The organism is Paenibacillus sp. Soil766, from assembly GCF_001428105.1.
Classification (GTDB): domain Bacteria; phylum Bacillota; class Bacilli; order Paenibacillales; family NBRC-103111; genus Paenibacillus_E.
Window position 1 is genome coordinate 68,607 of sequence record NZ_LMSJ01000015.1, and the last position, 25,507, is coordinate 94,113.

General features: G+C 49.9%; 23 protein-coding genes and 1 pseudogene. 13 read left to right on the forward strand and 11 right to left on the reverse strand.

The window, feature by feature from the left end; translation table 11 throughout:
* Positions 1-112 precede the first annotated feature (112 nt).
* On the reverse strand, positions 113-1,795 hold the full coding sequence (locus ASG89_RS13110; RefSeq protein ID WP_057311158.1) for an acyltransferase: 1,683 nt from the start codon (positions 1,793-1,795) through the stop codon (positions 113-115).
* Positions 1,796-1,945: 150 nt separating this feature from the next.
* Here ASG89_RS13110 and ASG89_RS13115 point away from each other — a divergent pair, with 150 nt between their 5' ends.
* Both ASG89_RS13115 and ASG89_RS13120 read left to right on the forward strand, forming a co-directional pair.
* Positions 1,946-2,803, forward strand: a complete 858-nt coding sequence (locus tag ASG89_RS13115) for an AraC family transcriptional regulator (RefSeq protein WP_057311159.1) — start codon at positions 1,946-1,948, stop codon at positions 2,801-2,803.
* A gap of 317 nt (positions 2,804-3,120) precedes the next feature.
* Positions 3,121-4,941: an ABC transporter ATP-binding protein gene (locus ASG89_RS13120; protein ID WP_057311160.1), complete on the forward strand. Its 1,821-nt coding sequence runs from the start codon at positions 3,121-3,123 to the stop codon at positions 4,939-4,941.
* A gap of 51 nt (positions 4,942-4,992) precedes the next feature.
* Here ASG89_RS13120 and ASG89_RS13125 read toward each other — a convergent pair whose 3' ends face one another.
* A complete protein-coding gene (locus ASG89_RS13125) occupies positions 4,993-5,607 on the reverse strand; it encodes an FMN-binding negative transcriptional regulator (RefSeq protein ID WP_057311161.1) in 615 nt (204 codons plus the stop codon).
* A 204-nt stretch (positions 5,608-5,811) separates the two neighbouring features.
* Between ASG89_RS13125 and ASG89_RS13130 the strand changes: the two genes are divergently transcribed.
* Positions 5,812-6,789, forward strand: a complete 978-nt coding sequence (locus tag ASG89_RS13130; protein WP_057311162.1) for a Gfo/Idh/MocA family protein — start codon at positions 5,812-5,814, stop codon at positions 6,787-6,789.
* A gap of 62 nt (positions 6,790-6,851) precedes the next feature.
* Here ASG89_RS13130 and ASG89_RS13135 read toward each other — a convergent pair whose 3' ends face one another.
* Complete coding sequence (locus ASG89_RS13135) at positions 6,852-8,339, reverse strand: MDR family MFS transporter (protein ID WP_414813259.1); 1,488 nt, start codon at positions 8,337-8,339, stop codon at positions 6,852-6,854.
* A gap of 117 nt (positions 8,340-8,456) precedes the next feature.
* On the opposite strand from ASG89_RS13135, the gene ASG89_RS13140 reads away from it, so the two are divergent.
* On the forward strand, positions 8,457-8,996 hold the full coding sequence (locus ASG89_RS13140) for a PadR family transcriptional regulator (protein ID WP_057311163.1): 540 nt from the start codon (positions 8,457-8,459) through the stop codon (positions 8,994-8,996).
* Position 8,997: 1 nt separating this feature from the next.
* Here ASG89_RS13140 and ASG89_RS13145 read toward each other — a convergent pair whose 3' ends face one another.
* The gene (locus tag ASG89_RS13145; protein ID WP_057311164.1) at positions 8,998-9,483 is read right to left on the reverse strand and encodes a hypothetical protein; all 486 of its coding nucleotides are present in this window, start codon (positions 9,481-9,483) and stop codon (positions 8,998-9,000) included.
* 174 nt (positions 9,484-9,657) lie between these two features.
* On the opposite strand from ASG89_RS13145, the gene ASG89_RS13150 reads away from it, so the two are divergent.
* The gene (locus tag ASG89_RS13150) at positions 9,658-10,332 is read left to right on the forward strand and encodes a response regulator transcription factor (RefSeq protein ID WP_057311165.1); all 675 of its coding nucleotides are present in this window, start codon (positions 9,658-9,660) and stop codon (positions 10,330-10,332) included.
* Positions 10,329-11,471 (forward strand): HAMP domain-containing sensor histidine kinase, encoded by a 1,143-nt coding sequence (locus ASG89_RS13155; protein ID WP_321166499.1) that lies wholly within the window; start codon positions 10,329-10,331, stop codon positions 11,469-11,471. Before ASG89_RS13150 ends, ASG89_RS13155 begins: the two co-directional genes overlap by 4 nt.
* Positions 11,472-11,675: 204 nt before the next feature.
* Here the strand turns inward: ASG89_RS13155 and ASG89_RS13160 are convergent, their stop codons facing one another.
* From ASG89_RS13160 to ASG89_RS13175, 4 genes are all read right to left on the reverse strand, one after another.
* A complete protein-coding gene (locus tag ASG89_RS13160) occupies positions 11,676-11,945 on the reverse strand; it encodes a hypothetical protein (RefSeq protein WP_057311166.1) in 270 nt (89 codons plus the stop codon).
* 209 nt (positions 11,946-12,154) lie between these two features.
* Positions 12,155-12,526, reverse strand: a complete 372-nt coding sequence (locus tag ASG89_RS13165; RefSeq protein ID WP_057311167.1) for a DUF2500 domain-containing protein — start codon at positions 12,524-12,526, stop codon at positions 12,155-12,157.
* A gap of 54 nt (positions 12,527-12,580) precedes the next feature.
* Complete coding sequence (locus ASG89_RS13170; RefSeq protein ID WP_057311168.1) at positions 12,581-13,024, reverse strand: hypothetical protein; 444 nt, start codon at positions 13,022-13,024, stop codon at positions 12,581-12,583.
* A gap of 302 nt (positions 13,025-13,326) precedes the next feature.
* The gene (locus ASG89_RS13175; protein ID WP_057311169.1) at positions 13,327-14,403 is read right to left on the reverse strand and encodes a M42 family metallopeptidase; all 1,077 of its coding nucleotides are present in this window, start codon (positions 14,401-14,403) and stop codon (positions 13,327-13,329) included.
* A gap of 158 nt (positions 14,404-14,561) precedes the next feature.
* On the opposite strand from ASG89_RS13175, the gene ASG89_RS13180 reads away from it, so the two are divergent.
* From ASG89_RS13180 to ASG89_RS38215, 3 genes are all read left to right on the forward strand, one after another.
* A complete protein-coding gene (locus tag ASG89_RS13180) occupies positions 14,562-15,287 on the forward strand; it encodes an MBL fold metallo-hydrolase (protein WP_057311170.1) in 726 nt (241 codons plus the stop codon).
* 17 nt (positions 15,288-15,304) lie between these two features.
* A complete protein-coding gene (locus ASG89_RS13185; RefSeq protein WP_057311171.1) occupies positions 15,305-15,883 on the forward strand; it encodes a TetR/AcrR family transcriptional regulator in 579 nt (192 codons plus the stop codon).
* Positions 15,884-15,969: 86 nt separating this feature from the next.
* Positions 15,970-16,101: a hypothetical protein gene (locus ASG89_RS38215; protein WP_268795619.1), complete on the forward strand. Its 132-nt coding sequence runs from the start codon at positions 15,970-15,972 to the stop codon at positions 16,099-16,101.
* A 293-nt stretch (positions 16,102-16,394) separates the two neighbouring features.
* On the opposite strand, the gene ASG89_RS13190 is transcribed toward ASG89_RS38215, so the two are convergent.
* Positions 16,395-17,081 carry a DNA-3-methyladenine glycosylase family protein gene (locus ASG89_RS13190; RefSeq protein WP_057311172.1) on the reverse strand — a complete coding sequence of 229 codons (687 nt, stop codon included), beginning with the start codon at positions 17,079-17,081 and terminating at the stop codon, positions 16,395-16,397.
* 181 nt (positions 17,082-17,262) lie between these two features.
* A pseudogene (locus ASG89_RS13195) lies at positions 17,263-18,608 on the reverse strand (RNA-guided endonuclease InsQ/TnpB family protein).
* Between the two features lie 192 nt (positions 18,609-18,800).
* Here ASG89_RS13195 and ASG89_RS13200 point away from each other — a divergent pair.
* From ASG89_RS13200 to ASG89_RS13215, 4 genes are all read left to right on the forward strand, one after another.
* A complete protein-coding gene (locus tag ASG89_RS13200) occupies positions 18,801-20,798 on the forward strand; it encodes an elongation factor G (RefSeq protein ID WP_057311173.1) in 1,998 nt (665 codons plus the stop codon).
* Between the two features lie 195 nt (positions 20,799-20,993).
* A complete protein-coding gene (locus ASG89_RS13205) occupies positions 20,994-21,572 on the forward strand; it encodes a glycerol-3-phosphate responsive antiterminator (RefSeq protein ID WP_414813260.1) in 579 nt (192 codons plus the stop codon).
* A complete protein-coding gene (gene glpK, locus ASG89_RS13210; protein WP_057311174.1) occupies positions 21,569-23,077 on the forward strand; it encodes a glycerol kinase GlpK in 1,509 nt (502 codons plus the stop codon). Before ASG89_RS13205 ends, glpK begins: the two co-directional genes overlap by 4 nt.
* A 137-nt stretch (positions 23,078-23,214) precedes the next feature.
* Positions 23,215-24,954 carry a glycerol-3-phosphate dehydrogenase/oxidase gene (locus ASG89_RS13215; RefSeq protein ID WP_082593053.1) on the forward strand — a complete coding sequence of 580 codons (1,740 nt, stop codon included), beginning with the start codon at positions 23,215-23,217 and terminating at the stop codon, positions 24,952-24,954.
* Between the two features lie 380 nt (positions 24,955-25,334).
* Here ASG89_RS13215 and ASG89_RS36375 read toward each other — a convergent pair whose 3' ends face one another.
* Positions 25,335-25,466: a hypothetical protein gene (locus tag ASG89_RS36375; protein WP_414813261.1), complete on the reverse strand. Its 132-nt coding sequence runs from the start codon at positions 25,464-25,466 to the stop codon at positions 25,335-25,337.
* Positions 25,467-25,507: the final 41 nt, after the last annotated feature.

The window sequence follows — 25,507 nt, forward strand, 5'->3', positions numbered from 1 at the left end:
ATATTTCGTTGATGACTCTTAATGGAGAATTGGCAGCTTCATGAGATTGAAGAGATGGTGGCGCTTTATGAACATGCAAAAGACGGATGAGCAATCATCCGTCTCTTTCACGTTACTTCCATGTAGGCTGTAGCTGAATGGCTGGATCCGGCCGATGGACGCCCTTTGGTTTGTAACCTAGAAGCGAGCTATAACCGCATAAGTCGGCCAGCAGCCAAATGATGCTCAGCCACATTTCCGTGCCTTGCAGACCCGGAGGGAAGGAGCGCTCCAGTTCGAAGCTGAACCCTTTGCCGTCGACCCATTGACCAAGCGCTCGATCAAGCTGATCCTTGGCCCACGCCACAGTTTCGGTTCTGCGGTAATCCGTTTGCTTGGCGCAGAGCCAAAGCGGGTGAATGACGTCGAGGACATTGCAGGCGTTACCGACATCTTGGCGAAAAAATTTGCGATTGCGGCTGTGCGCCAAAATCGTGTCGATCGCGGCTTCCGGGTACGGAAGCGGCAGCCCGAACTGAGCGAATGTTCCACGAGTAAGCCGGTAGAAGCCGTTCACGGGTTGGAGCCATTGTTCCTCAGGCGTCGGTAGCCCCCACATGCCGGTATAGGGATCGGCCCCAGCGTATAGCCAGCCGAACACATCATTTGGGCGCTCGCCGCCGAAGTGTTTTTGATTCAAATAAAGCCCGGTCCCGAAGCAGTCGATCCAATCGCCGGCGCCCCATGCATTCGTTTGCCAAGGCAGGGACTCCAGCTTCTGATAAAGCTGTTCGCCTTTCAGCTCCTCAACGGCTCGAACAGGATAAGGCAGCGTGGCATCAAGCAGTTCAAGCGCATAGCCGACCGCCAGTAAATGATAACGGGACAAATGATCCGTCAAACGTGAAGGATCGTTGTCAGCCGCTGGTGGATTCCAAGGGTCAGGTAATAAACCGCTGACAGAGTCCTGGAAGCCGCGCAGCTTGGTTATTAATTCTTCCTTGCTGAGACCAGGTGGCAGCGTACCGAACAAGGCGGCAATTTCAACGGCGTCGCACCAGGCGCGGACTGTTTTTTTGCTGCCGGGGATCGACTTATCCAAATAGATGTATCCATCCTCGGTTTGAACGTAATACGAAGCAAGCAGCTCCTGATGCTGTGCCTTTACTTTCGCTCCGAAAGCGGACAGAGCGCTCTCGAGATCGTGAGCAGGCGCTGTCGAATCGCGAGGTTTCTCTAACCGGTTTCGGATGACCTTGGCAGGGTTGCCGCCTGCAATGGCGTAAGTCGGCACATCTTTGGTCACGATGGCTCCAGCAGCAATAATGCTATGAGCGCCGATGGTGACGCCGTCGAGAATGACGGCATTGGCACCGATCCATACATCATCTCCGATGATGATGCCCTTTGTGGTCAGGGGCTGATGATAGATCGGCAGCGTCGTATCTTCGTAACCGTGATTGAAGCCGAAAATGGAAACATGAGACGCAATGCGGACACCATCTCCAATCTGAACACGGCCCGCAACAATCGCGTACGAATTGACCGTGCTGTTGGAACCGATTTCGATGTGTTCGCCCCGAATCATGGCGCCTGCGGCGACGAAGCTTTTCTCCCCCATGGCGAATCGCTCAGGAAAGAAATGAGCTTTGCGCGAAACAAAGCTGTTTGCGCCAAACTCCGCCTTGTATCGATCGATCAGAAATTGCTGCCATTCGAGCTGCTTAGCGCGCTGCTCTTCCGTGAGTGAAATCCAAGGCATATAATCCAGTTCTTCATCCGACCACTGTGCTGAAATTTCGAGAGTTTGATCCATAAAGTTACCTCCTGAGGATGTTCTTTTCTTAATGTAACAGCTTGAACGAATCAATGGGAATAGCCAAATCAGTCATTTTCATTTGTAAAAAACGCTCCTGTCTATGCTACAATCAAGTCAAGAGAAATCGGTGATTAGAGGAGGGATCGGATGGTAGGCAGCACAATTAATCATCTTGCCCTGCGCGTGTTATTGGTATTCGATAAACAAGCGCTGCCCGGATGGACAGATATTCGGCAAACCACAGATGTCCACACTTTTTACTGGATCGTTAGTGGAGAGGGAACTTTTACAGAAGAAGAAGGGAAGTCTTATCAGGTTCAAAAAGGGCAACTGGCTTATTTGAAGCCAGGTTTGTGCCTGCATATGAGGTCGGATACGGAAAATCCGCTCAGGATATGGATGGTGCTTATGGATATTGGCTTTTTGCCATATCACCAACGAGTTTGGGGGAGCGTCGAACCGCTTGCTGCACTGCCGTTTCCGGTCTTGAGATCGTTTACGAGCGAACAGACGAAGTATGTGGACAGGATTTTTCAAAGTCTAATGGCAGGTTGGATACCTGGGGATCTGGGAAGCAGCTTGCAAGATCAGTTGAATCTGCTCGGGCTGATTCAGTTTCTTCAAGAGAACTATGAGGAAAAGCCGGAGGAGCGCCCTGCCCGGGAAGCTTATGTACAAATGAAGAACTACCTGGAGACGCATTATGCAACGAACATCAAGCTAAACGAGCTTGCTGTGCGGTTCGGAATATCAGAATCGTACTCGCGTAAAATGTTTCTGAAACAGATTCAGCAAACACCGAAGCACTATTTGCAGTCGATTCGAATCGGACATGCCCAACAGTTACTAACCTTTACGGAAATGTCGATGCGCGATATCGGGATCGCTTGTGGTTATGGCGATGAATTTCATTTCAGTAAAATGTTTAAGTCATTAACGGGGAATGCCCCGTCTGTGTATCGAGATTTGTGGAAGCAAAAGCGTGAAACTTACGACGGGGGATGAGGATGGGAATCTCACTCCATGAGACCCCGAATGGCGAGATAAACCCTTGAGCCACAAGGGTTTATTCGCAATGCATGAACGTATTATTGTCGGAAATGATCGTCCCCCTCATAGTAAGAGCTACAACAATGCACGAATGGGGGGAGCTGCAAGTCTGAAACTCAGCGTTGTAACGTCCTCAGATCTCTCATTCCGCCCGCGGACCGATTCGAACGTGTTTATATTCCGTTTAAAATAGAGGAGTATGATCATATCCATTGGTAGATAACAATCATCTAGACGGAATCACATCCGAACGGGTAAAGGAGTAGAGATAGATGGCTATGACGAAGAACAAACAACCGAAACAAAAGAACAACTGGCGGGGATTTATCCGCTTAATGATGAGTGCGAATCCACCTAAGCTGTTGTTGGGAATTGCATTAGGGTTAAGTGTGATTGCTACGCTGGTGTCGTTGGTAATCCCACTTTTCACAAAAAATGTGGTCGATAATTTCAACATTTCCTCTCTAAATTGGTGGCAAATTAGCGGGATGGCTCTTGCGTTCATCGCATCAGCGGTAGCTTCAGGCGTAGCGACGTATTTGCTTAACTATTCAGGTCAGCGCGTAGTGGCAGGGATCCGAGACCGCTTATGGAAGAAGCTGCTCGTGCTGCCAGTCCGTTACTATGATAATCATCAAACAGGGGATACGATCTCCCGAATGACGAACGATACCGCGATTATTAAAGGACTCATTGCTGAGCATATGGCTGGGTTTATCACAGGGACCATCTCTATCATCGGATCGATTGTCGTGCTTTTATATATGGATTGGAAAATGACGCTGATCATGTTTAGCATATTCCCGATTGCGTTTCTTATCCTTTTTCCATTGGGAATGCAAATGTTCAAAATCTCCAAAGGTATGCAAGCGGAGACCGCTAATTTCACATCCGTGTTAAATCGAGTACTCTCGGAGATCCGCTTGGTGAAAGCTGCGAATGCCGAACCTATCGAGTACAAGGAAGGTAGCACAGGCATCCAGACGTTATTCAAATTTGGCCTAAAAGAAGGTAAAATTCAGGCGCTGATGTCGCCGCTGATTATGTTTGTCATGCTGATGATGTTCGTCGTCCTCTTCGGTTATGGCGGTACACGGGTAGCATCAGGAGCGATCTCAGCAGGCCAATTGGTAGCCTTCATGCTGTATTTATTCCAAATTGTAATGCCGATTACGCAGATTACACAATTTTTCACGCAAACTCAGAAAGCGATGGGCGCAACGGATACCATTCTGCAGGTATTGGATCATGAAGAGGAGGATCCACACGCAGGTATAGCTGTGAAGGATGCTTCCCAATCCCTCAATTTCGAGAATGTATCGTTTGGTTATAAAGAGGGTGAATCGGTACTCAAGGACGTTAGCTTCACGATGGAAGCGGGTAAGGTCACCGCGATTGTGGGACCAAGCGGAAGCGGGAAGACGACGATGTTCTCGTTGTTGGAGCGTTTTTACTCGCAGCAGGAAGGTAGTATTTCGTTAGGCAACGCAAGTATTGGTCAATATTCGCTCGTCTCCTGGCGCAGCCAGTTTGGCTATGTATCGCAGGAAAGTCCGCTCATTGCGGGGACGATTCGGGATAATATCTGCTATGGCTTGCAGCACGAAGTGACGGAAAAAGCGCTGAAGCGGGCTTCGGAGATGGCTTACGCGGACGGCTTCATCGAAGAACTTCCGCAGAAGTATGACACGGAAGTTGGAGAGCGTGGGATTAAGCTGTCAGGCGGACAACGCCAACGGATTGCAATTGCCAGAGCGCTGCTTCGTGATCCGAAGATTCTCATGTTGGACGAAGCCACGTCGAGTCTGGACAGCAAGTCGGAGGTCGTGGTTCAGCAGGCCCTTCAGAATTTGATGCAAGGACGTACAACGCTAGTCATTGCCCATCGGTTATCCACGGTCGTGGACGCGGATCAAATCGTGTTCCTAGACAAAGGTGTCGTCACAGGCCGCGGCACGCATCAAGAGCTTATCGAGTCCCATGAGATGTACCGTGAGTTTGCTACCCAACAGTTACAGATTCAAGAGCAGTTAATTGCGGAGCATTCTCCGCTGACGTCTGAGTTGGTGCCGACCGAGCAGATCCATTCTTAAATGATAAAGCCTCTAACGCCCGCGAAATAACGGGTGTGGAGGCTTTTGTTTTTAATATGTTTGGGGCAGGTTACCCTTCATTAGCACAGCAATCTGCTGCTCCAGATCTCCCTTAAGTTCGAGTTCCCGAAAAATGCGTTCTTGGCGCTCGATGGGCTGGTTCTGGCTGAGCTTAGCTTTACCTTCGATGCTAGTAATCGAGAGTCGAAAGGCTTGCACGCCATGGCTTAATCCAACAAGAAAGTGAGGGTCAACATGGTCTAGGTTATAGGAGCTGTCTGGTCCCTCATATTTGCGTGTTAGTTCCTGTAAGACGCGTAGAACTTCATGATCGTCGTGTATGAGTTCGACCTTGCCATAGACATGAACGGCCGTATAATTCCACGTTGGTACAGCGGCAGGCGTTTCATACCAGGAGGGTGAGATATAGCAGTGGGGACCTTGGAAAATCACCAAGACCTCTTGCCCCTCGATATCCATCCACTGTGCATTTGAACGAGCGAAATGTCCATACAGGCACTGCTCCTCTGCACGCAACATGACGGGGATATGGGTCGCGAAAGGACGCTCCTGATGATGTGAAACAACCGTAGCGAAGCTATGTGCTTCTATAAGATCGTACATCTCCGACAGGTCTTCTATCTTAAATTGGGAGGGTGTGTACATGGCTCCACCTTCTTTATTTTAGTGTTAAACAACAGTATAACAACTACTATGGTACATAAAAAGGGCCAATTATTTCGTTTTTGAGTAGACCACTCTGGACGATTCTACCAATAGGTTCATGTTGCTTACGAATTGTGTACAGGAGGTCACAGCCATCACGTCGAATACCTATCTAACTAAGTATATAAAAGGAGGTAACAACAGATGGAAAAGGTTCGTTGGGGAATCATTGGCTGCGGAGATGTGACGGAGGTCAAAAGCGGCCCGGCCTTGCAGAAGGCTGAAGGCTCGGAGTTAGTCGCGGTTATGCGCCGCAATGGGGCATTAGCTGAGGATTATGCGAAACGCCATGGTGTAGCAAAATGGTACGATGACGCCGCAGCGTTAGTAAACGATCCAGATGTAAATGCGGTTTACGTCGCAACGCCGCCAGGATTTCATCATGAATATGCGTTACTCGCTGCTAAAGCAGGGAAGCCGGTTTACGTGGAGAAGCCGATGGCTAGGAATCACGCAGAGTGTCAAGAAATGATCGCGGCCTGCGAAGAAGCAGGTGTGCCTTTGTTTGTGGCGTATTATCGCAGAGGGCTCCCTAAATTCGTAGAAATCAAACGTATTCTTGATAGTGGGGCTATCGGGGAGGTACGTTTTGTTCAAACAACCTATCTGCAACCGATGAGAGATTATGAAGAAGGACTTGAACCATGGCGCATTCAGCCTGAACTGTCAGGTGGTGGTCTCTTTGTGGACTTAGCGAGTCATGCATTGGATATTCTTGATTACTTGTTGGGGCCAATTGGAGAGGTGAAAGGCTTCGCGAGCAACCAAGCAGGTAAACAGAAGGTCGAAGATATCGTGACCACAAGCTACGCCTTCGAATCTGGAGTAATGGGTACTGGGGTATGGAGCTTCAGTGCTTACAAACACCTAGATATGAATGAGATTGTCGGTAGCCGCGGTAAACTATCGTTCTCTACATTCAGTGGTGATTTGCGCATTGAAACTGCTGATGGTGAAGTCCAAGAATTGACGATTCCCAACCCTCCGCACGTGCAACAGCCGTTGATTCAGAAGATTGTGGATGATCTCCGAGGGATCGGGCAAAGCCCAAGCACTGGCGTAACAGCCGCACGAACCAATCGTGTGATGGACGAGCTGTTGCGTGATTTCTACCGCGCCTAACCAAAATACGAAACCCCCAGTGGGATGTGAATGCCGTCACATCCCACTGGGGGTTCTTTATATTAGGCTTTCGGACTCGGCGTTGCTACAATAGGAGCAGGTGCCGACGCTGAAGGATTGTCGGGAGCTAGGGTACGCTTGTTAAGGAACAAGCTGAGCGGCAGCGCGACCAGTACAATGAATGTAGCAAGCAAGTATACATCGTTGACACTCATCGTGAATGCATGAGTACCGATTTGTATTTTGTCCGTCATCCCACCGATAGCAAGATCTTTACTGTGTGTTGCGGTCTGGGACGATAAGACGGATGTGAACAGGGCGATCGCGAAGGATCCGAATACGTTACGAACCCAGTTGTTAATGGATGTCGCATGGCCAGAAAGAGTTCTCGGAATCTGCTCCATCCCTGCATTACTTGCAGGCATCGTAGCAAACGCAATCCCGACGTTCCGAACGATCATCCAGAACACAATATAGCCGCGTGAGACGTCCGTACTCAACCAACTCAGTGTAAGTGTACCAACAGCAATTAAGGTAATACCGATAAAAATAAGAATGCGTGGCCCAACACTGCTATACAGCTTGCCTACGATTGGCATACAAAGTGCCATTACGAGGGAGGCAGGTAATAGAATTAATCCTGTATCCAATGGTGTTACATGTTGAATGTTTTGCAAGAAAATCGGTGTCAGGAAGGTACCTGAATACAAGCTTATCGTAACAATACTGGAAATAATGAGGGATAGCGTGTAACGCGAGTTTTTCAACACCCGAATGTTTAACAGCGGTGAATCAACCTTAAGCTCTCTCCAAATGAACAGCAGAAGGACTAGGAAGCCTGTTGCAAATAGACCGATAACACGGCCTGATGACCATCCCCAAGCATGGCCTTGCGAGAATCCGACGAGCAAGGCAAGAGAGCTGACAACGACAGTGAGTAAGCCAATTAAATCGAATCTTTTTGGAACAGAAAGACGGTAAAAAGGAATTAATTTAAAAACGAGAAAAATAGCAACAATCCCGACAGGTACGTTCATGAGGAACAACCAGTGCCAGCTCCAATTCTGCAATAACCAGCCACTCAATGTAGGTCCGATGGCAGGAGCCATCATCGCAGATAAGGACCAAAGGGAAATCGCAATCGGTTGTTTATCACGCGGAATCACTTGATAAACAATCGTCATCGTAGCCGGCATAATCAGACCGCTGAAAGCCCCTTGAATAATGCGGAATGCAATCAGGGATGAAGCGTCCCATGCTAAAGCGCATAGAAGTGAGAATATGGTAAAACCAATCAACGCAATGGCGTATAATCGTTTGTAGCTGAATTTCTCCCCGAAATACCCTGTAATCGGAGCGATTGTACCGCTTGCGAGCATGAAGCCCGTAATTGTCCATTGGATTTTGCTCAAATCTGTATGGAAATGATCACTAAGAATCGGTATCGCGATATTAATCGTACTCATACTTAGAATTGAAACGAACGACCCGAAGAAGATCGCGATCATAATTGGCCAGAAGCGCACTTGCTGTAACTCATCCTTACTCAATATAATGCCTCCACTCTATCCATTGATCTTAACGATAGTATTCTCTATAATTTGAATGAAAATCATCATACTACCGAACTGTTTATATGTCAATAATGACATAAAGGAGGAGCGCTATTGAATACCCTTTCATATGGATTGCTAAGCCTATTAACCAAAAACTCCCGCTCGGGGTATGAGCTTATGCAGCATATCCAGCCTTTTTGGTCAGCCAAACATAGCCAGATCTACCCACTCTTAGCGCAATTAGAGCAAAAGGGACACGTGGCTTTCGTACATGTTCTTCAATCAGATAAGCCGGATAAGAAAGTTTACTCCATTACGGAGCAAGGAAAGGATGCTTTACGAGGATGGATCGCTGAGCCAACGGATGAACCTGTAACGAGGGATGAACTTGCATTGAAGATGTATTGCATCGGTCTAGTGGATAAAGAGCAGGCAAGGAACATGCTCGCGGTACGAGAAGTGTATTATAGGAAGAAAAAAGAGCGATTCAACACCCTGATGGATAAGCTCCAACAAGGAAGTGAGAAACCGCTCGATCAATTAGAGATTGGTGACGATGCCTTTGGCATGTATGTACTTGTACATAAAGCTACAATGAAAGTGGATACGGATTTGTACTGGTGTGAGTGGATGAAAGAGAAGCTTAAGTAAATTAACTGCCAATTTCCTGAATGACCGTTTGGATTTTCTGCAGACGAATGTACTCTGACTTCTCTAATTGCGGTCGGAAATAAGCGTATAGATAGGCCGCATCCTCGAATGTCAATGCAGGGTAGCAGACGACCTCTTGCACCACGAGCGGATTATCCATAATAACCTGCCATTCGCCGACTCTCTCTGCGTGAGTGATGTTTGCGAAAATGTGTTTCTTGGCAGCTATTGTACTTTCGAGCTCTGGCCAAATCTTCTCCCAGGATGGGCTGAAGTCAACGGGTTCAGGAAAAAGTCGTTTCGCTTTCGCGACCGACTGTTCCACGGCATCCATATCTGCGTCACCCGCCACTTTGATCGCATCCGTGAGACTATCGAGTAGTCGCCTGAAACCTGCGAACCCTTCCGATAGCACCTCGCGCTTGAATAGGGCTTCCGCTTCCGCGGTAGTCAGCTTGTTGAAATCCGCCAATGTGTTATTTGTCATACAGGCCACACCCCCCCAGACTGTTCCTTTTCCCAAATTTATCATAAAACTTTTTCCAAATAAAGCCCTTTCATTTACCGAAAACAGTTTCTAGTTTAAATACAGTTTATATTGCTCCTTTATGCTAAATTCTATTAGATCCACAGCACATCAAGAAGTGAGGTTGAATGAATCATGGCACCGATTATGATCGTAGATGATGATCCGTATATTCGAGAGCTTGTCCGTGTTTTCATGCTGAACGAGGGATTCGATGTCGTTGAGGCCGCGGATGGCGTCGAAGCGCTCAAGAAGCTGCAAACCGTCCAAGTGGATATGGTTATCCTCGATGTAATGATGCCGAACATGGACGGATGGATGCTCTGCAAGGAGCTCAGAGAGCATTATGATCTGCCGATCCTCATGCTAACTGCCAAAGGGGAAACTTCCCAGAAGGTCAAGGGCTTCGAGCTCGGCGCCGACGACTATCTCACCAAACCTTTCGAGCCGCTTGAGCTGGCGATGCGAGTGAGAGCGCTGCTGAAGCGCTACAAAATCGCGTCCTCGCAAACGATTCAGGCCGGCGATTTAAGTATGAACCGCAAAACCTATGAAGTTACCGTAGGCGCAGAGAGCATTACACTGCCGCTCAAGGAGTTCGAACTGCTCTATAAGCTCGCGAGCTACCCGGGCAAAACCTTCTCCCGCGATCAATTGATCGAGCAGATTTGGGGATTTGACTATGAAGGCAACGAACGAACCGTCGACGTGCATATTAATCGGCTGCGTGAGCGATTTCCAGAGGAGAGGCACGCTTTTCGCATCGCTACAATCCGAGGCTTGGGCTATCGTTTGGAGGTACTGAAGTGACGAACAAGCACAGAGCAGAGATAAGAGAGCGGAGAGAGAGACGGAAGCAGCGGCGGATGAGCAACAAAAAGCAGTCCATTCTCCAACGAATTGGAGGCTTCTTTTTTGGCTTTGGTGTATTAGTGCTTATCATCCTGTATTGGCTAGCTGCCTTCTATGGCACAGAGCACCTTTATACGCATCTGGGGAAACGCCCAGCGGAAGTGATTGTGCAGTTGATCAACTGTTTCGGTGGCATGTTCCTCTGGGGAATAACCATGGCGATCCTTGGCAAATTTTTGCGTAAGCATCAATTGATTTTTTTTCAAAGCTTGAATCAAGCGATACGCAGTATGTCGAGAGGGGATTTTAATGTAACGGTGGACAATAACCCGCGAAATGGTCCCTTCGTGGAGTTGGCGAACTCCATTAACCTTATGGCGACCGAGCTAGGGCAGCTGGAGCGAATGAGGCAGGAATTTATTTCGAATGTCTCTCATGAGATCCAGTCGCCTTTAACGTCCATTAGCGGATTCTCCCGCGCACTGCAGAATGATCAGTTGTCGCCGGAAGAGCGCAAGCATTATTTGACCATCATTGAAACAGAAAGTGTACGACTATCCAAGCTAAGTGAAAATTTGCTGAAACTGACTTCCTTGGAGTCGCAGCATCACCCTTTTGAACCGAAGAGCTACCGTTTGGATAAACAGCTGCGTAATCATATTCTTGCTTGTGAGCCGCAGTGGATAGATAAAGATATTGAAATGGACATCGAGCTGGATAGTGTAACTGTGGAGGCTGATGAGGATCTGCTCAGTCAGGTATGGATCAATCTGATCCATAATGCGGTGAAATTTGTGCCTGTAAGTGGCACGATTTCTGTTCGTGTGGTCAGTAACGGAGAAGAGGCGGTAACGCGAATTTCGAATAATGGACCAAGCATTCCAGAAGAGGATCAAACGCATATTTTTGAACGTTTTTACAAAGCGGATAAATCTAGAAATCGGATGGCGGGCGGTAATGGGCTGGGTTTGTCGATCGCGAAGAAAATCGTGGAGATGCATCACGGATCGATCGCGGTGGAAAGTGGAGTCGAAGAGCTGACTTCCTTCATTGTCCGAATACCGATTGTTCAGAAGACTCAGATCTACAACCTATAACATCGTGTGCTCGCAAATAGAGGCCCCCGCTTATCCATGATAACCGGAGGTCTCTATGAGCCATTTTGCCTATTCAATTGTTCTTCCGCACTCCATTCCCCGAAAATTCGCAAGTCAGTTGCTGTAATCTATACGTCCGCTTCAAAGTTAAAGTGTCCTTTCTACTTATTAATTGCCCATTTCATCAACCGTACGACAAGTCCCTCACTTCTGTTCCTTTCCTAGAATGATGACCTGCCTGATCTGATTTCCCGCATGCTGGATGAACGAGTGGGACGTTCCTGCACTTGGCTCCTGTCGTTTAGAACGCAAGTGAGTAGCATGCTTCGCTAACGTGGTCCAATGGACTATCCCCTCTCCTAGAAGGATGACCTGCCTGATCTGATTTCCCGCATGCTGGATGAACGAGTGGGACGTTCCTGTACTTGGCTCCTTTCGTTTAGAGCGCAAGTGAGTAGCATGCTTCGCTAACATGGTCCAATGGACTATCCCCTCTCCTAGAAGTTGGTAAGGCTCTTCTGTGATGCTGCCCCGGTAGGTAACGGGTTGTCCTTTCTGTCTGCCTTGGATTCATAATAGCCCATTATTAAAATATTGTAAATATTCAGATTATTCAAATATTGGTAGAAATATGCCTGTTTTTTTGTTTTTTCTTATAAATGCTTACGTATTCGTGGAATTGCTCACATTGCATTCTTGCTTTCGAACTCTTTGAAACGAGTGCCTTGAAAAGTTAAATTCCCAATATCACCCTCGACCATATAACCAAACTGTTGCCGGCTTATCCACAACTCCAATCTGCTCTGGTCCTCTAACTCAAAAGTTACATAGTAAGAGGTGTTCGAACTTAAATTACTGGATCTTCCGGAGAGTTGTATCCGTTTGGAAACAACCTTACAGAATCGATCTTGAATCGGTGCATTGTTATTGGAGCTCCAGACCGAAAGGGATTTCATAATAATAGATAGAAAAATGCCAACTACGAGAATGAGGATGAGGATGAAGAGGATAAGGACAAGTGTACTTAAAGCTCCTTCATTTAATCCAGCTAGCACATGTAAGCACTCCTTCGCAGTATTGATAGAATAGGGGAATCGACTTCCTCCTAGCTAGAGGAAACGTTTGACAAAACGGTAGCCGGTTTCATGAAAGCCGAGGGGCGGTTGGGCAGTTCGGGATTTGTCACTGGATTCTACGTCAGTAAGCCACAACATACCAGAGCAATTATGATCACTTGCAAGCTGTTCGGCATAGCTTCTCAATTGCTCCAAAGGTGCTTGGTTACTATGGGGATCTTGCTTAAAGGAAATAACCGAGATTTCACTAAATGTGACATTGTTTACGGCATGATCTCTACGGATACGAAAGCTTAATGTACCGAGAATTCGATTCTTTTCTTCAAAAACATATAGTAATTCGTCCGGATTATCGCGCAGGTTATACAGCCTATTTTCAATATGTAAAGGGGAAATCAGTTTGCCAGTAAGATGAGAAACGAGTGAACTAATCGCTGATGTATCCTGGGGTGTTGCTTCACGAATGCATGTAGTCATAGGTATCCTTCTTTCTAATAACAAGTTATATTGCTAATTGTACCATATATTGGAACATTAGTTCTATATTTATGAAAAAAATGTCAATTTTTTCCCACATCAGGAAGAATGAAATTTCGGTTACCGAAAACTACATTCTGATTGGCGATAAAACCTACCAATAAACGCGGTTCCTCATCCCCGAGTAGCTTCGATAAAGGTTTTCTCATATAACAGGCGATGATAGGAATAATGAGGGATGAAATGCAAACAAGCGCAACAAGAATTTATCTTGTTACGCTTGTTTGCGTGGAACATGTTGCTTATGCTTGCGCAAGAATGGTATTTAATGTCGTGCGATCGCTGGCTTGCACCAGCTTAATTAGCAATTCCTTCGCTGCGGCATAATCATCCACGTGAAGAATCGACGCGGATGTGTGAATGTAGCGCGCGCAGACCCCGATCACAGCGGATGGAATCCCGCTGCCTTGCACGTGCACCTGCCCAGCATCCGTTCCGCCTTGCGAGATGAAGTACTGGTATGGGATCTTATGCGTCTCCGCCATATCCAGAATGAACTCGACCATCCCACGGTGGGTGATCATCGTGGGATCGAAGATCCGCAGCAGCGCTCCGCGCCCTAGCTGCCCGAACGCTTGGCGGTCGCCGGTCATATCCCCGGCGGCACTTGCATCGAGCGCGTAGAACAAGTCCGGCTGAATCATATTCGCAGCCGTTCTTCCACCGCGCACGCCGACCTCTTCCTGTACGGTGGCCCCCGCGTACAGGATGTTCGGGAGCTTCGGCCCGCCGTGAAGCTCCTTCAAGAGCTCAATCGCGAGGCCGACGCCGTAGCGATTGTCCCAAGCCTTGGCCATAATCCGCTTCGGATTGGCCATGGGTGTGAACGGGCAGATCGGCACGATCTGCTGCCCGAGCTTGATGCCGATGGCGATGGCATCGGCTTTGTTTTCAGCGCCGATGTCAATGTACATCGTCTTGATGTCTGCGGGCTTGCTGCGCGCAGCCTCGTCCAGCAAGTGCACGGGAACGGAACCGATCACACCGATGATCGGTCCGTTCGCGGTCATGATCTGCACGCGCTGCGCGGGCAGTACTTGACTAAACCAGCCGCCGAGCGGCTGGAACTTGACCGTGCCGTGCTCGGTGATGCCGGTCACGAGGAAGCCGACCTCGTCGAAGTGGCCCGCCACCATGATGCGCGGTCCTGTCTCATCACCGCGCACAACCCCGAAGAGGCTGCCAAGGGCGTCCTGCACGAACTCATCGGTATATTTGGCTAACTCGCCGCGTACAAATGCACGGATCTCTCGCTCAAAGCCAGGAGCGGCTTGCATTTCGGTTAACGTTTTAAAAAGTGCTAAAGTTTCAGTATTCATTAGGTACCTCACTCACTTCATTTGGACTGTTGGATAAATCTGAGAACTATTTTACCACAGTCTAATAAAGAACACTCAGTCAATTGCAAGTTGCCTATTTACAAAACTAATGACATTAGTTATTATACTAATATAAATAGTTAATGGAGGCGTTGAAGATGAAAATAACGCGAATCGGACATTTGTATCAGCTGGCTTTTATGCCGAGATTGTTCCCAGTGAATTGTTACTTGGTAGAGGAAGAAGCCGAATTAACTTTGATTGATGCGGCTTTGCCATTCAGTGTGAAAGGTATTCTGCAGGCAGCAAAGCAAATTGGGAAGCCGATTACACGTATCGTTCTGACCCATGCGCATGGGGATCATATTGGTGCACTAGACGGTTTGAAAAAGGAATTGCCTCATGCACAAGTTTACATCTCCAGAAGGGATGCGAAGTTGTTAGCAGGCAACGTAGAGCTGGAAGCGGATGAGCCTCAAACGCCGATTAAGGGTGACATCCCGAAAAGGATCCAGACGAAGCCCGATGTGCTGCTGGCTGATGGAGATCGAATTGGTTCATTGCAAGCATTCGCTGCCCCTGGTCATACACCAGGTTCCATGGCTTTCCTTGATGTGCGGAGCCGGGCGTTGATTGCTGGGGATGCTTTTCAAGTGCGAGGAGGAGTAGCGGTGTCAGGTGTGGTGAAATTCTGGTTCCCGTTCCCAGCGATGGCGACGTGGAGTAAAGAAGCTTCCTTGGCGAGTGCGCGCAGATTGAGACAGTTGGAGCCTAGCTTATTGGCAATCGGACATGGACGTATGATTGAGCAACCAGCAGTGGTGCTGAATGCAGCACTGGAAGAAGCAACAGCGAAATTTCAAAGCGCAACAGCGACAATTTAGAAAAAAGGGGTCCCCAAATGGCAACTCGACAAGGTTTAGATGCAGAATCGGTTTTACAGGCAGCAATAGAGCTCGCAGATCAACAAGGGATTGAGCTGCTCTCGCTTGCTGCACTGGCGACCAAACTAAAAATCAAAACACCTTCCCTTTACAATCATATCAAGGGCTTGCCTGATCTGCGAAAGCAACTCTCTAAGCGCGGCCTTCTCCTCGTGAAAGATGCCATGATTGAAGCAGTGATTGGTAAAGCTGAGGATGAAGCATTGTTGGCTGCTGGTGTGGCATATGTGGATTTTGCTCGGAAGCAGCCGGGATTGTACGAGGCGATCTCAGCGCTGCCTGATTATGAAGATCCCGAGCTGCAAGAGGTCGGCGCTGGTGTAGTAAGCTTCCTGTTGCGCATTCTTGCACCTTACGGACTCAGTGAGGAAGATGCGCTGCATGTGGTGCGCGGTTTTCGGAGCATTGTGCACGGATTCGCCTCGCTCGAGCTTCAGAATGGCTTCCGCATGGGGCTGGATCGGGATGAGAGTTTGCGTCGGTTGTTGCAGACGTATTTGCGGGGGCTGCGTGGGGATGCAGGGCGTGAGAAGTAGAGTGATAAGCTCAACGAGCCCGCACGGCCAACTAAATGGAAAACATACAGTTAATGTAGCCGTAAATCATCAAATCGGACGATTAGATGGAAAAAGTACAGCTATTATGGCCTGATTTGGTGATATGGCGACTTGGGGAGAAAATTACCTACAGGAAATCCAGCTATTTTCGTTTTTACGGGGAAATCGGCAAAATTAGCTACATGAAATCCAGTTAAATTTGTTGAGGTGCTTCTGAGGAGCGGTTTAGGTGGCGGAGTAGTTGTGGTGTTAAGCAAGAGTAGATGAGTAAGTGAGCAGTGTAGAAGTGGTAGTAAGCAAGAGTAGATGGATAAGTGAGCAGTGTAGTTGAAGTAGCTAGAATCTGCAATTTCACCAAGAAAATGCGAGTAAATGAGAGCGCGAGTGTCCTGTTAGGACTGCTTACGCTTTTTTGCGTGTTGGACCTTGGGGAGACGGGCATGGCCCCATTACTCCCCTGATTCAGCATGCAGGGGGAACGTCCCCGTCCCTACCCCTGCTGCGGTTTCTCGCATGCCTCCACTGGCAGACCGGAATCAACAAGTCCCGTGTCAATCGAACGCCACAAATAGAGGGAGCCGAAGCTGCGATAAGGCGCCCAGCCCTCGGCGGCGATGCCTAAGTAGTTTTTATCTGGGCGCTCGGGAAGTGCATGCAGCCAGCGGGCTGCTCGCTGTAGACCGGCATCGCCAAGTGATAAAATGTCAGGTCGACCTAGGGTGAAGATGAGAAACATCTCAGCGGTCCAGACGCCGATCCCTTTGACGCTAGTTAGCTGCTTCAGAAGTTCTGTGGTATCTACATCCTGCAGCTGATCCAGCATGACTTCACCACTTAGCACCTTGGTGCTGAGGTCGCGGATGTAGCGGATTTTGGGATAGGAGACCCCGCATTGGCGGATGGCTTCCTCATCAGTGGCCAGAATATCCTCTGGCGTAATGGAGGGGATGAGTTGTATAACTCTCGTTTTGATCGTTAATGCGGCTTTGGCTGAGAGTTGTTGGGAAATGATCGACATGACGAGAGATTCATAGGGGCGAAAGCTTGGTGTAAGTGTGAGTTCACCGATGAGCTCGATCAATCTTGCTAATTTCGGGTCAGCTTGAGATAAAGCGATGATGGCAGGGTGCTGGTTATGAAGTTTAATGGTTGTAGTAGGCACTGTAGGCTGGTGCATAACAAATCCTCCTCTGAAAAATCATGTCCAAAACGGTGCAATCTCGCTACACATTCTCTCAAGAAGAGAGAAATGGGTGGCTTATCCAAATCGACTCTCTTTGAGTATAATGAATACTCCCGCCACTTACCTTTAGCTAAAGCTAAGGTTGAAGATGGGGTTTCTAGTGTATCAACCTTACTTATTTCAGGATGCTTAACACTAGTGGAGTTGACACATTGATGGTTTTTGTACCATCCAACCCCTCTATCCCATTAGCAGATGCTTTTGGGAATACTTTCCGCATAATGTTGGCTGCGCCATTGACATCGGCATGGATTAAACTCTTCGCACTCTTATACAGTCCGCGATGAATCCGTTTGCTCGAGAAGGTCAAAGTACCCTCTTCATTGTATCGCGGCAACGGATCATGTTCCAAGAAACTGGCTTTCGAGGTGTAGGCTTCTTCTGTCAAGATGACAGCTATTCCCTGTTCAGCGGCTTTATATTGAATCATCGAAAGGAGCATCTGATGAGGAACATGACAGAATGACTAATTATTTCGTCGCCCCATATCAGAAGATCGCTTCCAACCGTCGTTATGCCCGATGACAATTGTGCCGATATTTTGCTTCATAGCCAACTTGATGATGAAATGGCTCGCCTTGTGAAACAAGTCTTTAATTCTACGATGGCGCTTCAAATGCAATCGTTCTAAACGTAGCGAAGTATGGGCACCTTCATACGGCTCCTTGCCTTGACGAAGAATACCTGTATAGCGAGCCTTCATTTTGTTGTAATATTGATTGATGGATTTCACTACCTTGCCCTTCAACAACACCGGTTTGGATCCGGTTGTGGTGACGATAGTTGCAAGATTATCGATACCTAGGTCGATCGCCAGTACATGTTCTTTCTCTATTTCTTTCTTTTCAATCCGACATGCAAAGACCAATTCCACTACGTATTGCCCATATCTTGGGACAACACGCACCTGCATCAACTTCCCATCAATACTACCCAACTTACCGATGTTAAGCTGCACTCGCGTTTTTGGGAGCTTGAGATATTTCCGTTCTTTGATTAAGCAATCTTGATTCGTAAAAACAACTTCTTTTGCTTGACTGCGAGCGTAGCCCGGAATACGTGGCTTTCCGTTGTACTTCTCCGGATGGTTACGATAGTCAGTGGTACTGGCAATGAAGGACTTCCAGTTTTGGAACACCACCTGCATGACCCCTTGACTGCTCTGCGTAGGGAGCTTTCGATAGGGCGTCCAGAAAGCGGTAATTGACAAAAGGACTCTCCTGTGATGGTAATTGAAACGGACGGGAACGTTTCTTCTCGCTCAGTCGTTCATTCATGGAGCCAATGTGCGTCTGCAGGGTGTCCGTCACTTGTTGCTGTAATGGCTGTAAGGGTTGATTCTGCCTAAAAGCGGTAAACACTTGCCGGATCCTGACACACCTGCTCCAGGTACGGATACAACCGATGTCCGGGTTTGATCCATACTTGATGAGTTCTGTAAACTGGCTTTGACTCTGACATGACTCACCTCCAGTTCATATAGCGAATTAGAACGAATGTTCTACATTTATTTTACCGCATATGAATTTGGAAAGGAAGAACATTTAGGGGGAACTCAGGAAGTCGCGGATTCACCTCGCCACTTGAAGAAGTGGGAGTCTTCTCCGCGGTATTAATAGAAGATAGAATGAAAGCCAAAGGGGCCGGAGCTGGATGACAGAGGAGAAACACATAGCATCAAGAAGGAACGTGGGGATTTTCGCGCACGTTGATGCGGGGAAGACGACAACTACGGAGCATTTGCTGTACCTAAGCGGGCGTATTCGCGCGCTTGGCAGTGTGGATAGTGGGACAGCACAAACGGATTCTCTGGAGGTGGAGCGTGAGCGGGGAATTTCGGTTAGGAGCGCAACGACAAGTCTAGTGTGGCAAAATACGTGGATTAATCTGGTGGATACGCCGGGGCATGTCGATTTTTTGTCGGAAGTAGAGCGCTCACTGCGCGTAATGGATGGAGCGATTCTCATCATCTCTGCGGTGGAAGGCGTGCAATCGCAGACGGAAATGATCTGGCATGCGCTTCAAACACTTCGCATCCCGACGCTGCTTTATATGAATAAATTGGACCGTGTCGGGGCCGACCCCGAGCGCGTCCTGCGGGAAATTCATAAGCAGCTCACGGGGATGGCGGTGCCGATCTATGCGCCGCTGGGCATTGAGGACACGTTCCGCGGCGCGCAGAACGTGCTGGACGACGCGCTCGCAGTCGGCGCGCCCCATGGATTCGACCTCGCGTCCGCGGTCGAAAAGCTCTCCGAGCTCGATGAGCCGATGCTCACGAGCTACATTGAAGGTGCGCCCATCGCGGCGCACGACGTCAAAGCAGCCCTGCAGCGATACGCGCGGCAGGGTGAGGCTTTCCCTTTGCTGGTCGGTGCCTCCAGCAAAGCCATCGGCATCGAGGAGCTGCTCGCAGCGGTTCTCGATTACTTGCCTGAGCCGCGCGGCGATGCAGAGCAGCCGCTGTCGGCTGTGGTCTTCAAGGTCGAGCGCGACAAGAGCATGGGGCGCATGGCATATGTCCGCCTCTACGAGGGGACGATCCGTAACCGGGACACCGTCGTCAATGCCACGCAGGGCGTGGAGGAGAAGGTGACCCAGATTCGCCGGATCGACGGTCGCAAAGCGGAAGATCTAGGAGTTGTCGCGGCGGGCGACATCGCGGCGGTCTGCGGCTTGACGCAGGTGCGGATCGGCGATGTGCTCGGCCGGCAGGACAGCGTGCCGCCTGCGCCGCGCATGGCGGTGCCGCTGCTCACGGTGCAGGTGCACGCCGAGAGCGACGCGCAGTACCCTGCACTCGTAGCTGCCCTGCAGGAGCTCACAGACGAAGATCCGCTCCTCGATCTGCAATGGCTGCAGGACGAGCGTGAGCTGCACGTCAAGGTCATGGGCGCGATTCAGCTGGAGATTCTGACGAGTCTCTTGCGCTCGCGTTTTGGTCTCGCGGTAAGGTTTGACCAACCTTCCGTGATCTACAAAGAAACGCCTTCGCAAACGGGTGAAGGCTTCATTGCCTATACGATGCCCAAGCCTTGCTGGGCGATCTTACGGTTTCGCATCGAGACTGGCGCGCCAGGCAGCGGGCTCGTGTATGAGTCCCAGGTACGAGGCGAGCAGCTGCTCGTGCAGTACCAGAATGAAGTGGCGCGCCGCGTGCCGGAGGCGCTGCAGCAGGGTTTGCTCGGTTGGGAGGTCACCGATGTGTTGGTGACGCTTGTGGAGGGGGAACATCACGTGTGGCACACGCATCCCCTCGATTTTGCCGTCGCGACGCCGATGGGCATTATGCAAGGCCTCGCACAGACGGGCACAACGTTGCTGGAGCCCATGCTTCAGGTGCGTATCACCGTGCCAGAAGAGTTCGGCGGCAAGGTGCTGAGCGATCTTGTGCAGATGAGGGCGAGCTTCGATGCGCCTAACATAGCTGGTGGAAGGTTCGTCTTGGAGGGACGGCTTCCAGTGGCGACATCGCTGGAATATCCTGTGAAGCTTAGCGCCATGTCGGGTGGTCGCGGTGTGATTACGTCGTCTTTTGCAGGCTATCAGCCGAGTCCTCCAGATGTGCATGCAGAGCGCAAACGGCGCGGCGTTAATCCGCTCGATCAGTCGAAGTATATTTTGGCCGTGCGAAAGGCCTTATCCAATTAAGCTTTCGGGGGGCGGCCTCTGAGACCATTGACAGGGCGTCCCTCCTTTGAGTAAAATACAGGTAAGTTAATAACATGTGACGGAGAACTGGAGACTCACTTGGATTGCCCTTAGAATACTGGAGGCAAATCTTGGTGAGTCTTTTTGTCATGGTGCTCATGTTCAGAAGTTTAGGGAATCGAGGTGAAGCGCGTGTTGCTGCAGGATCAGTGTATTTTACCAGCCATCCGGAAGATGAAGGATTTAGAGAAGCTCATGAAGTCGTCGTACACGTATATTGTGCTGCTCGATAGTCATATTGGCCAGCTCAAAAGCACTGTCGACCTAGGCCGAGCCCATGGAAAGAAGATGCTGCTTCATGCGGATTTGATCGAGGGGTTGAAAAACGACGAGTTCGCGGCTGAATTTCTGTGCCAAAGCATTCGCCCCGCAGGGATTATTTCGACGCGTGGCAATGTCATCACGAAGACGAGGCAGAACGGCTTGCTCGCGATTCAACGGCTTTTTCTGCTGGATAGCTCGGCGCTGGACAAAAGCTACACCCTGCTCGAACGCACACAGCCAGATTACATTGAGGTTATGCCGGGTGTCATTCCGCATATTATCAAAGAGGTGAAGGAGCGTTCGGGTATTCCGATTTTTGCAGGCGGCCTGATCCGTTCCGTTGATGATGTGGAGCAGGCGCTTGCGGCAGGTGCGACGGCGGTGACGACCTCAAACCATGAGCTGTGGCAGCATTACGATGGCGTGACAAGGAGGCATAATCAATCATGACAACAACGGGATCCAAGCCCTCATATATGCTTTCTCTCGATCAAGGAACAACGAGTTCAAGAGCCATTTTATTTGATCAAAAAGGAAGTATTGTTCACACCGCTCAGCAGGAGTTTAAGCAGTATTTCCCGAAGCCAGGTTGGGTGGAGCATGATGCCAACGAAATTTGGCTGTCGATTCAAAGTGTGATTGCAACGCTTTTGTCCGAGACGGGGTTACAGCCTACAGAGATTGCGGGCATCGGCATCACGAACCAGCGGGAGACGGCGGTTGTGTGGGATCGACATACGGGGATGCCGGTGTACCATGCCATTGTGTGGCAGTCGCGCCAGACCGCAGACATTTGTGAGGAACTGAAGGCTCAGGGGCTTAACGACCTGTTTCGCGAGCGAACTGGGTTGCTGATTGATGCATATTTCTCCGCGACCAAAATCAAATGGATTCTCGACCACGTCGAGGGAGCCAGAGCAAGGGCTGAGCAGGGTGATTTGCTTTTTGGCACGATGGACACGTGGATCATTTGGAAGCTGACGGGCGGCAAGGCCCATGTCACGGATTACTCGAACGCTTCGCGGACGCTCATTTACAACATTCACGAGCTGAAGTGGGACGAGGAGCTGATGGGACATTTGAACATTCCCGCCGCGATGCTACCTGACGTTCGTTCTTCGTCGGAGGTGTACGGGCATACGCAGGAAAGCTTATTCTTCGGTGCGGCGATTCCGATTGCGGGCGCGGCTGGGGATCAGCAGGCGGCCTTGTTCGGTCAGGCGTGCTTTGAGAAAGGGATGGCCAAAAACACCTACGGCACCGGCTGCTTCATGCTGATGAACACAGGGAATCATGCGATTCCGTCGCGCAGCGGCCTTTTGACAACCATAGCATGGGGCTTGAACGGAAAGGTTGAGTATGCGCTGGAAGGCAGTATTTTCGTGGCAGGATCGGCGATTCAGTGGTTGCGTGACGGGCTGCGAATGATCAAATCGGCAAAGGATTCGGAGGATTATGCCAAAAGAGTCGTGTCCACCGAAGGGGTGTACGTGGTTCCAGCCTTTGTGGGGCTGGGGACGCCTTATTGGGACAGTGATGTGCGAGGCGCGGTGTTTGGGCTGACACGGGGGACGTCGAAGGAGCATTTTATCCGAGCAACGCTGGAATCCCTTGCCTATCAGACCAAAGATGTGCTGCAAGCGATGGAAGATGATTCTGGCATTGAGCTCACCAAGCTGCGAGTCGACGGCGGTGTGGTAAAAAATGATTTCCTCATGCAGTTCCAAAGCGACATGCTGGGTGTCACAGTGGAGCGTCCGGTTATCAATGAAACGACGGCGTTAGGAGCGGCCTATTTGGCAGGTCTAGCGGTTGGCTTCTGGCAGGATCAGGCGGAAATTGCGGCGCAGTGGCAGGTGGATCGGGCGTTTGAGCAGGGAATGGAAGCGGATTTGCAAGAAAAGTTGTACAGCGGATGGAAAAAGGCGGTAAATGCCGCAATTGCTTTTAAATAAATGCATATAGTGATATACTACACCTAACAAGTTCATATTCGGTTGGAGACTAGGAGAAACCACAGCGGACCTTAACGTGCAAACGTGATAGGTATGTTGTGGTTTTTTATTTTATTCATAAAAAGGGAGAGATTGCCATGACAACAGTTGAGAAAAAAGCGGAAAAACATAAAGCATTTAACGGATTACAAAGAAAAGAGACGCTCGAGGCGATGGCGCAGCAACAATTCGATGTGATCGTGATCGGCGGGGGAATTACCGGTGCGGGTATTGCACTAGATGCGCAAAGTCGCGGACTTCGCACAGCGTTGATTGAGATGCAGGACTTTGCTTCGGGGACGTCGAGTCGTTCGACGAAATTGGTGCATGGCGGCTTGCGCTATTTGAAGCAGTTGGACGTTAAGGTAGTAGCTGAGGTAGGTAAGGAACGTGCGATTGTGTACGAAAATGGTCCTCACGTGACGACGCCAGAGTGGATGCTATTGCCTTTCTATAAAGGCGGTACGTTCGGTAAACTGTCTACTTCGCTAGGCCTACGCGTGTACGATTTCTTGGCAGGGGTCAAGCGCTCAGAACGACGCAAGATGTTCAGCCCAGATGTGACATTGCAGCACGAGCCTTTGCTCAAGAAGAAGGATCTCAGGGGTGGCGGCTACTATGTAGAATACCGCACGGATGATGCGCGGTTAACGATTGAGGTTATGAAAAAAGCGGTGGAGCTCGGCGCGATGGTGGTGAATTATGCCAAGGTCGAGGAACTGCTTGTGAAGGATGGCACGTTGCTAGGAGTACGGGTTGTGGATCAACTTGCGGCTGGAGGCGGAACTGAAGGAGGGAAAGCCGGAAAAGATCAAACAGCTTCGTACGCGCTGTATGCGAGCAAAGTCGTGAATGCGGCTGGGCCGTGGGTGGATACCCTTCGCGAAATGGATCGCTCGAAACAGGGCAAAACGTTGCATTTGACCAAAGGGGTGCATTTGGTTTTTGATCAAAGCCGGTTCCCGCTGGGGCAGGCGATTTATTTCGATACGCCGGACGGGCGGATGGTGTTTGCGATCCCGCGCGATGGCAAAACCTATGTCGGCACGACCGACACGAACTACAAAGGGGATATTGCGAATCCCCGTATTACTTTAGCTGATCGCACCTACGTGCTGCGTGCTGCGAACGAGATGTTTCCGTCCCTCGGGTTGACGGAGGCGGACGTTGAATCGAGCTGGACCGGGCTGCGCCCGCTGATTCATCAGGAGGGAAAAGACCCTTCCGAGATTTCGCGTCGCGACGAAATCTTCGTGTCGGCATCCGGCCTCATCTCGATGGCCGGGGGCAAGTTGACCGGCTACCGTAAAATGGCCGAGTCGGTCGTGAACCAGATCGCCGCCATGCTGGTGGCGGAAGGTAAGGTCTCGGCGGCGCTCCCGCCGAGCCGTACGAAGACGCTGCCGATATCCGGCGGCGAAGTGGGCGGCTCCGCGCAGCTGGCGCCGTTCTTGCGCAGCAAGGTCAGCCAAGGCCTGCGGCTGGGGCTGACCGAGCCTGAGGCGATGCTGCTCGCGCAGCGATACGGGTCCAACGTGGACACCGTATTCGCACTGCTGGAGCAGCACCGTGGTGAGGCGGCGCGGCGGGGCATGCCCGCCTCGGTGCTCGCTGCGCTCGTGTACGCGATCGAGTGCGAGATGGTCGTGAAGCCGGCGGATTTCTTCATCCGCCGTACGGGCGCCCTCTTCTTCGACATCGCGTGGGCAAGGCAGTGGAAGGCGCCTGCGGCGGCCTTCCTGGCGGAGCGCTTCGGCTGGAGCGAAGCGCAGACAGCGGCTTACACCGCCGAGCTGGAGCAGCTGCTCCATGAGGCGGTTCATCCGCTGGAGGCATAATCCGCCAGTAACAGCCTTCGCCTCCACTTTCGCTAAATGAACGTATTCCATGTTATTTGGCGGAGCTGCAAATGGAATAACTGGATTTCCTGTAGCTAATTTAGCCGAAACGGCTCTCTTCAGGGAATTAACTGGAATTTCTACAGCTAAAATGAGCTATTTTCAGCAGAAGGGGTATTTCCAGTTGAAATAGCGGGAGTTTTTCCAGTTAATCTGTGAGTAGGCGGAAATGTGCAGGGATTAACTGGAGGTTTTCCATTTATTACTTCGAGGCTAGCTTAATGTAGATCTCTAAATGCCATCTAAACAGAATAAGTCGTCCCACAATTCATCAAGGAATTGTAGGACGACTTATTTGTGCTTATTAATTGTAGAACAACTTATTGTGCTTGTTCGATACCAGAAATCGCACTAGAAAGAATGGGGCCTCCACGATAAAATCCGCCGCGGTATAGGACATGAAACATATCTTCGATTCGCATCGGATTCTTCCCGATGATAGGGTCGCTCATTCCATGACGGCTGCTGCCACCGTATCGCCTTTCCTCTCCCT

Excerpts from the sequence above, each read along its gene's own strand:
- ASG89_RS13110 (WP_057311158.1), bottom strand. The coding sequence starts at position 1,795 with ATGGATCAAACTCTCGAAATTTCAGCACAGTGGTCGGATGAAGAACTG.
- ASG89_RS13115 (WP_057311159.1), top strand. The coding sequence starts at position 1,946 with ATGGTAGGCAGCACAATTAATCATCTTGCCCTGCGCGTGTTATTGGTA.
- ASG89_RS13120 (WP_057311160.1), top strand. The coding sequence starts at position 3,121 with ATGGCTATGACGAAGAACAAACAACCGAAACAAAAGAACAACTGGCGG.
- ASG89_RS13125 (WP_057311161.1), bottom strand. The coding sequence starts at position 5,607 with ATGTACACACCCTCCCAATTTAAGATAGAAGACCTGTCGGAGATGTAC.
- ASG89_RS13130 (WP_057311162.1), top strand. The coding sequence starts at position 5,812 with ATGGAAAAGGTTCGTTGGGGAATCATTGGCTGCGGAGATGTGACGGAG.
- ASG89_RS13145 (WP_057311164.1), bottom strand. The coding sequence starts at position 9,483 with ATGACAAATAACACATTGGCGGATTTCAACAAGCTGACTACCGCGGAA.
- ASG89_RS13150 (WP_057311165.1), top strand. The coding sequence starts at position 9,658 with ATGGCACCGATTATGATCGTAGATGATGATCCGTATATTCGAGAGCTT.
- ASG89_RS13160 (WP_057311166.1), bottom strand. The coding sequence starts at position 11,945 with ATGTTAGCGAAGCATGCTACTCACTTGCGCTCTAAACGAAAGGAGCCA.
- ASG89_RS13170 (WP_057311168.1), bottom strand. The coding sequence starts at position 13,024 with ATGACTACATGCATTCGTGAAGCAACACCCCAGGATACATCAGCGATT.
- ASG89_RS13175 (WP_057311169.1), bottom strand. The coding sequence starts at position 14,403 with ATGAATACTGAAACTTTAGCACTTTTTAAAACGTTAACCGAAATGCAA.
- ASG89_RS13180 (WP_057311170.1), top strand. The coding sequence starts at position 14,562 with ATGAAAATAACGCGAATCGGACATTTGTATCAGCTGGCTTTTATGCCG.
- ASG89_RS13185 (WP_057311171.1), top strand. The coding sequence starts at position 15,305 with ATGGCAACTCGACAAGGTTTAGATGCAGAATCGGTTTTACAGGCAGCA.
- ASG89_RS38215 (WP_268795619.1), top strand. The coding sequence starts at position 15,970 with ATGGAAAAAGTACAGCTATTATGGCCTGATTTGGTGATATGGCGACTT.
- ASG89_RS13190 (WP_057311172.1), bottom strand. The coding sequence starts at position 17,081 with ATGCACCAGCCTACAGTGCCTACTACAACCATTAAACTTCATAACCAG.
- ASG89_RS13200 (WP_057311173.1), top strand. The coding sequence starts at position 18,801 with ATGACAGAGGAGAAACACATAGCATCAAGAAGGAACGTGGGGATTTTC.
- glpK (WP_057311174.1), top strand. The coding sequence starts at position 21,569 with ATGACAACAACGGGATCCAAGCCCTCATATATGCTTTCTCTCGATCAA.
- ASG89_RS13215 (WP_082593053.1), top strand. The coding sequence starts at position 23,215 with ATGACAACAGTTGAGAAAAAAGCGGAAAAACATAAAGCATTTAACGGA.
- ASG89_RS36375 (WP_414813261.1), bottom strand. The coding sequence starts at position 25,466 with ATGAGCGACCCTATCATCGGGAAGAATCCGATGCGAATCGAAGATATG.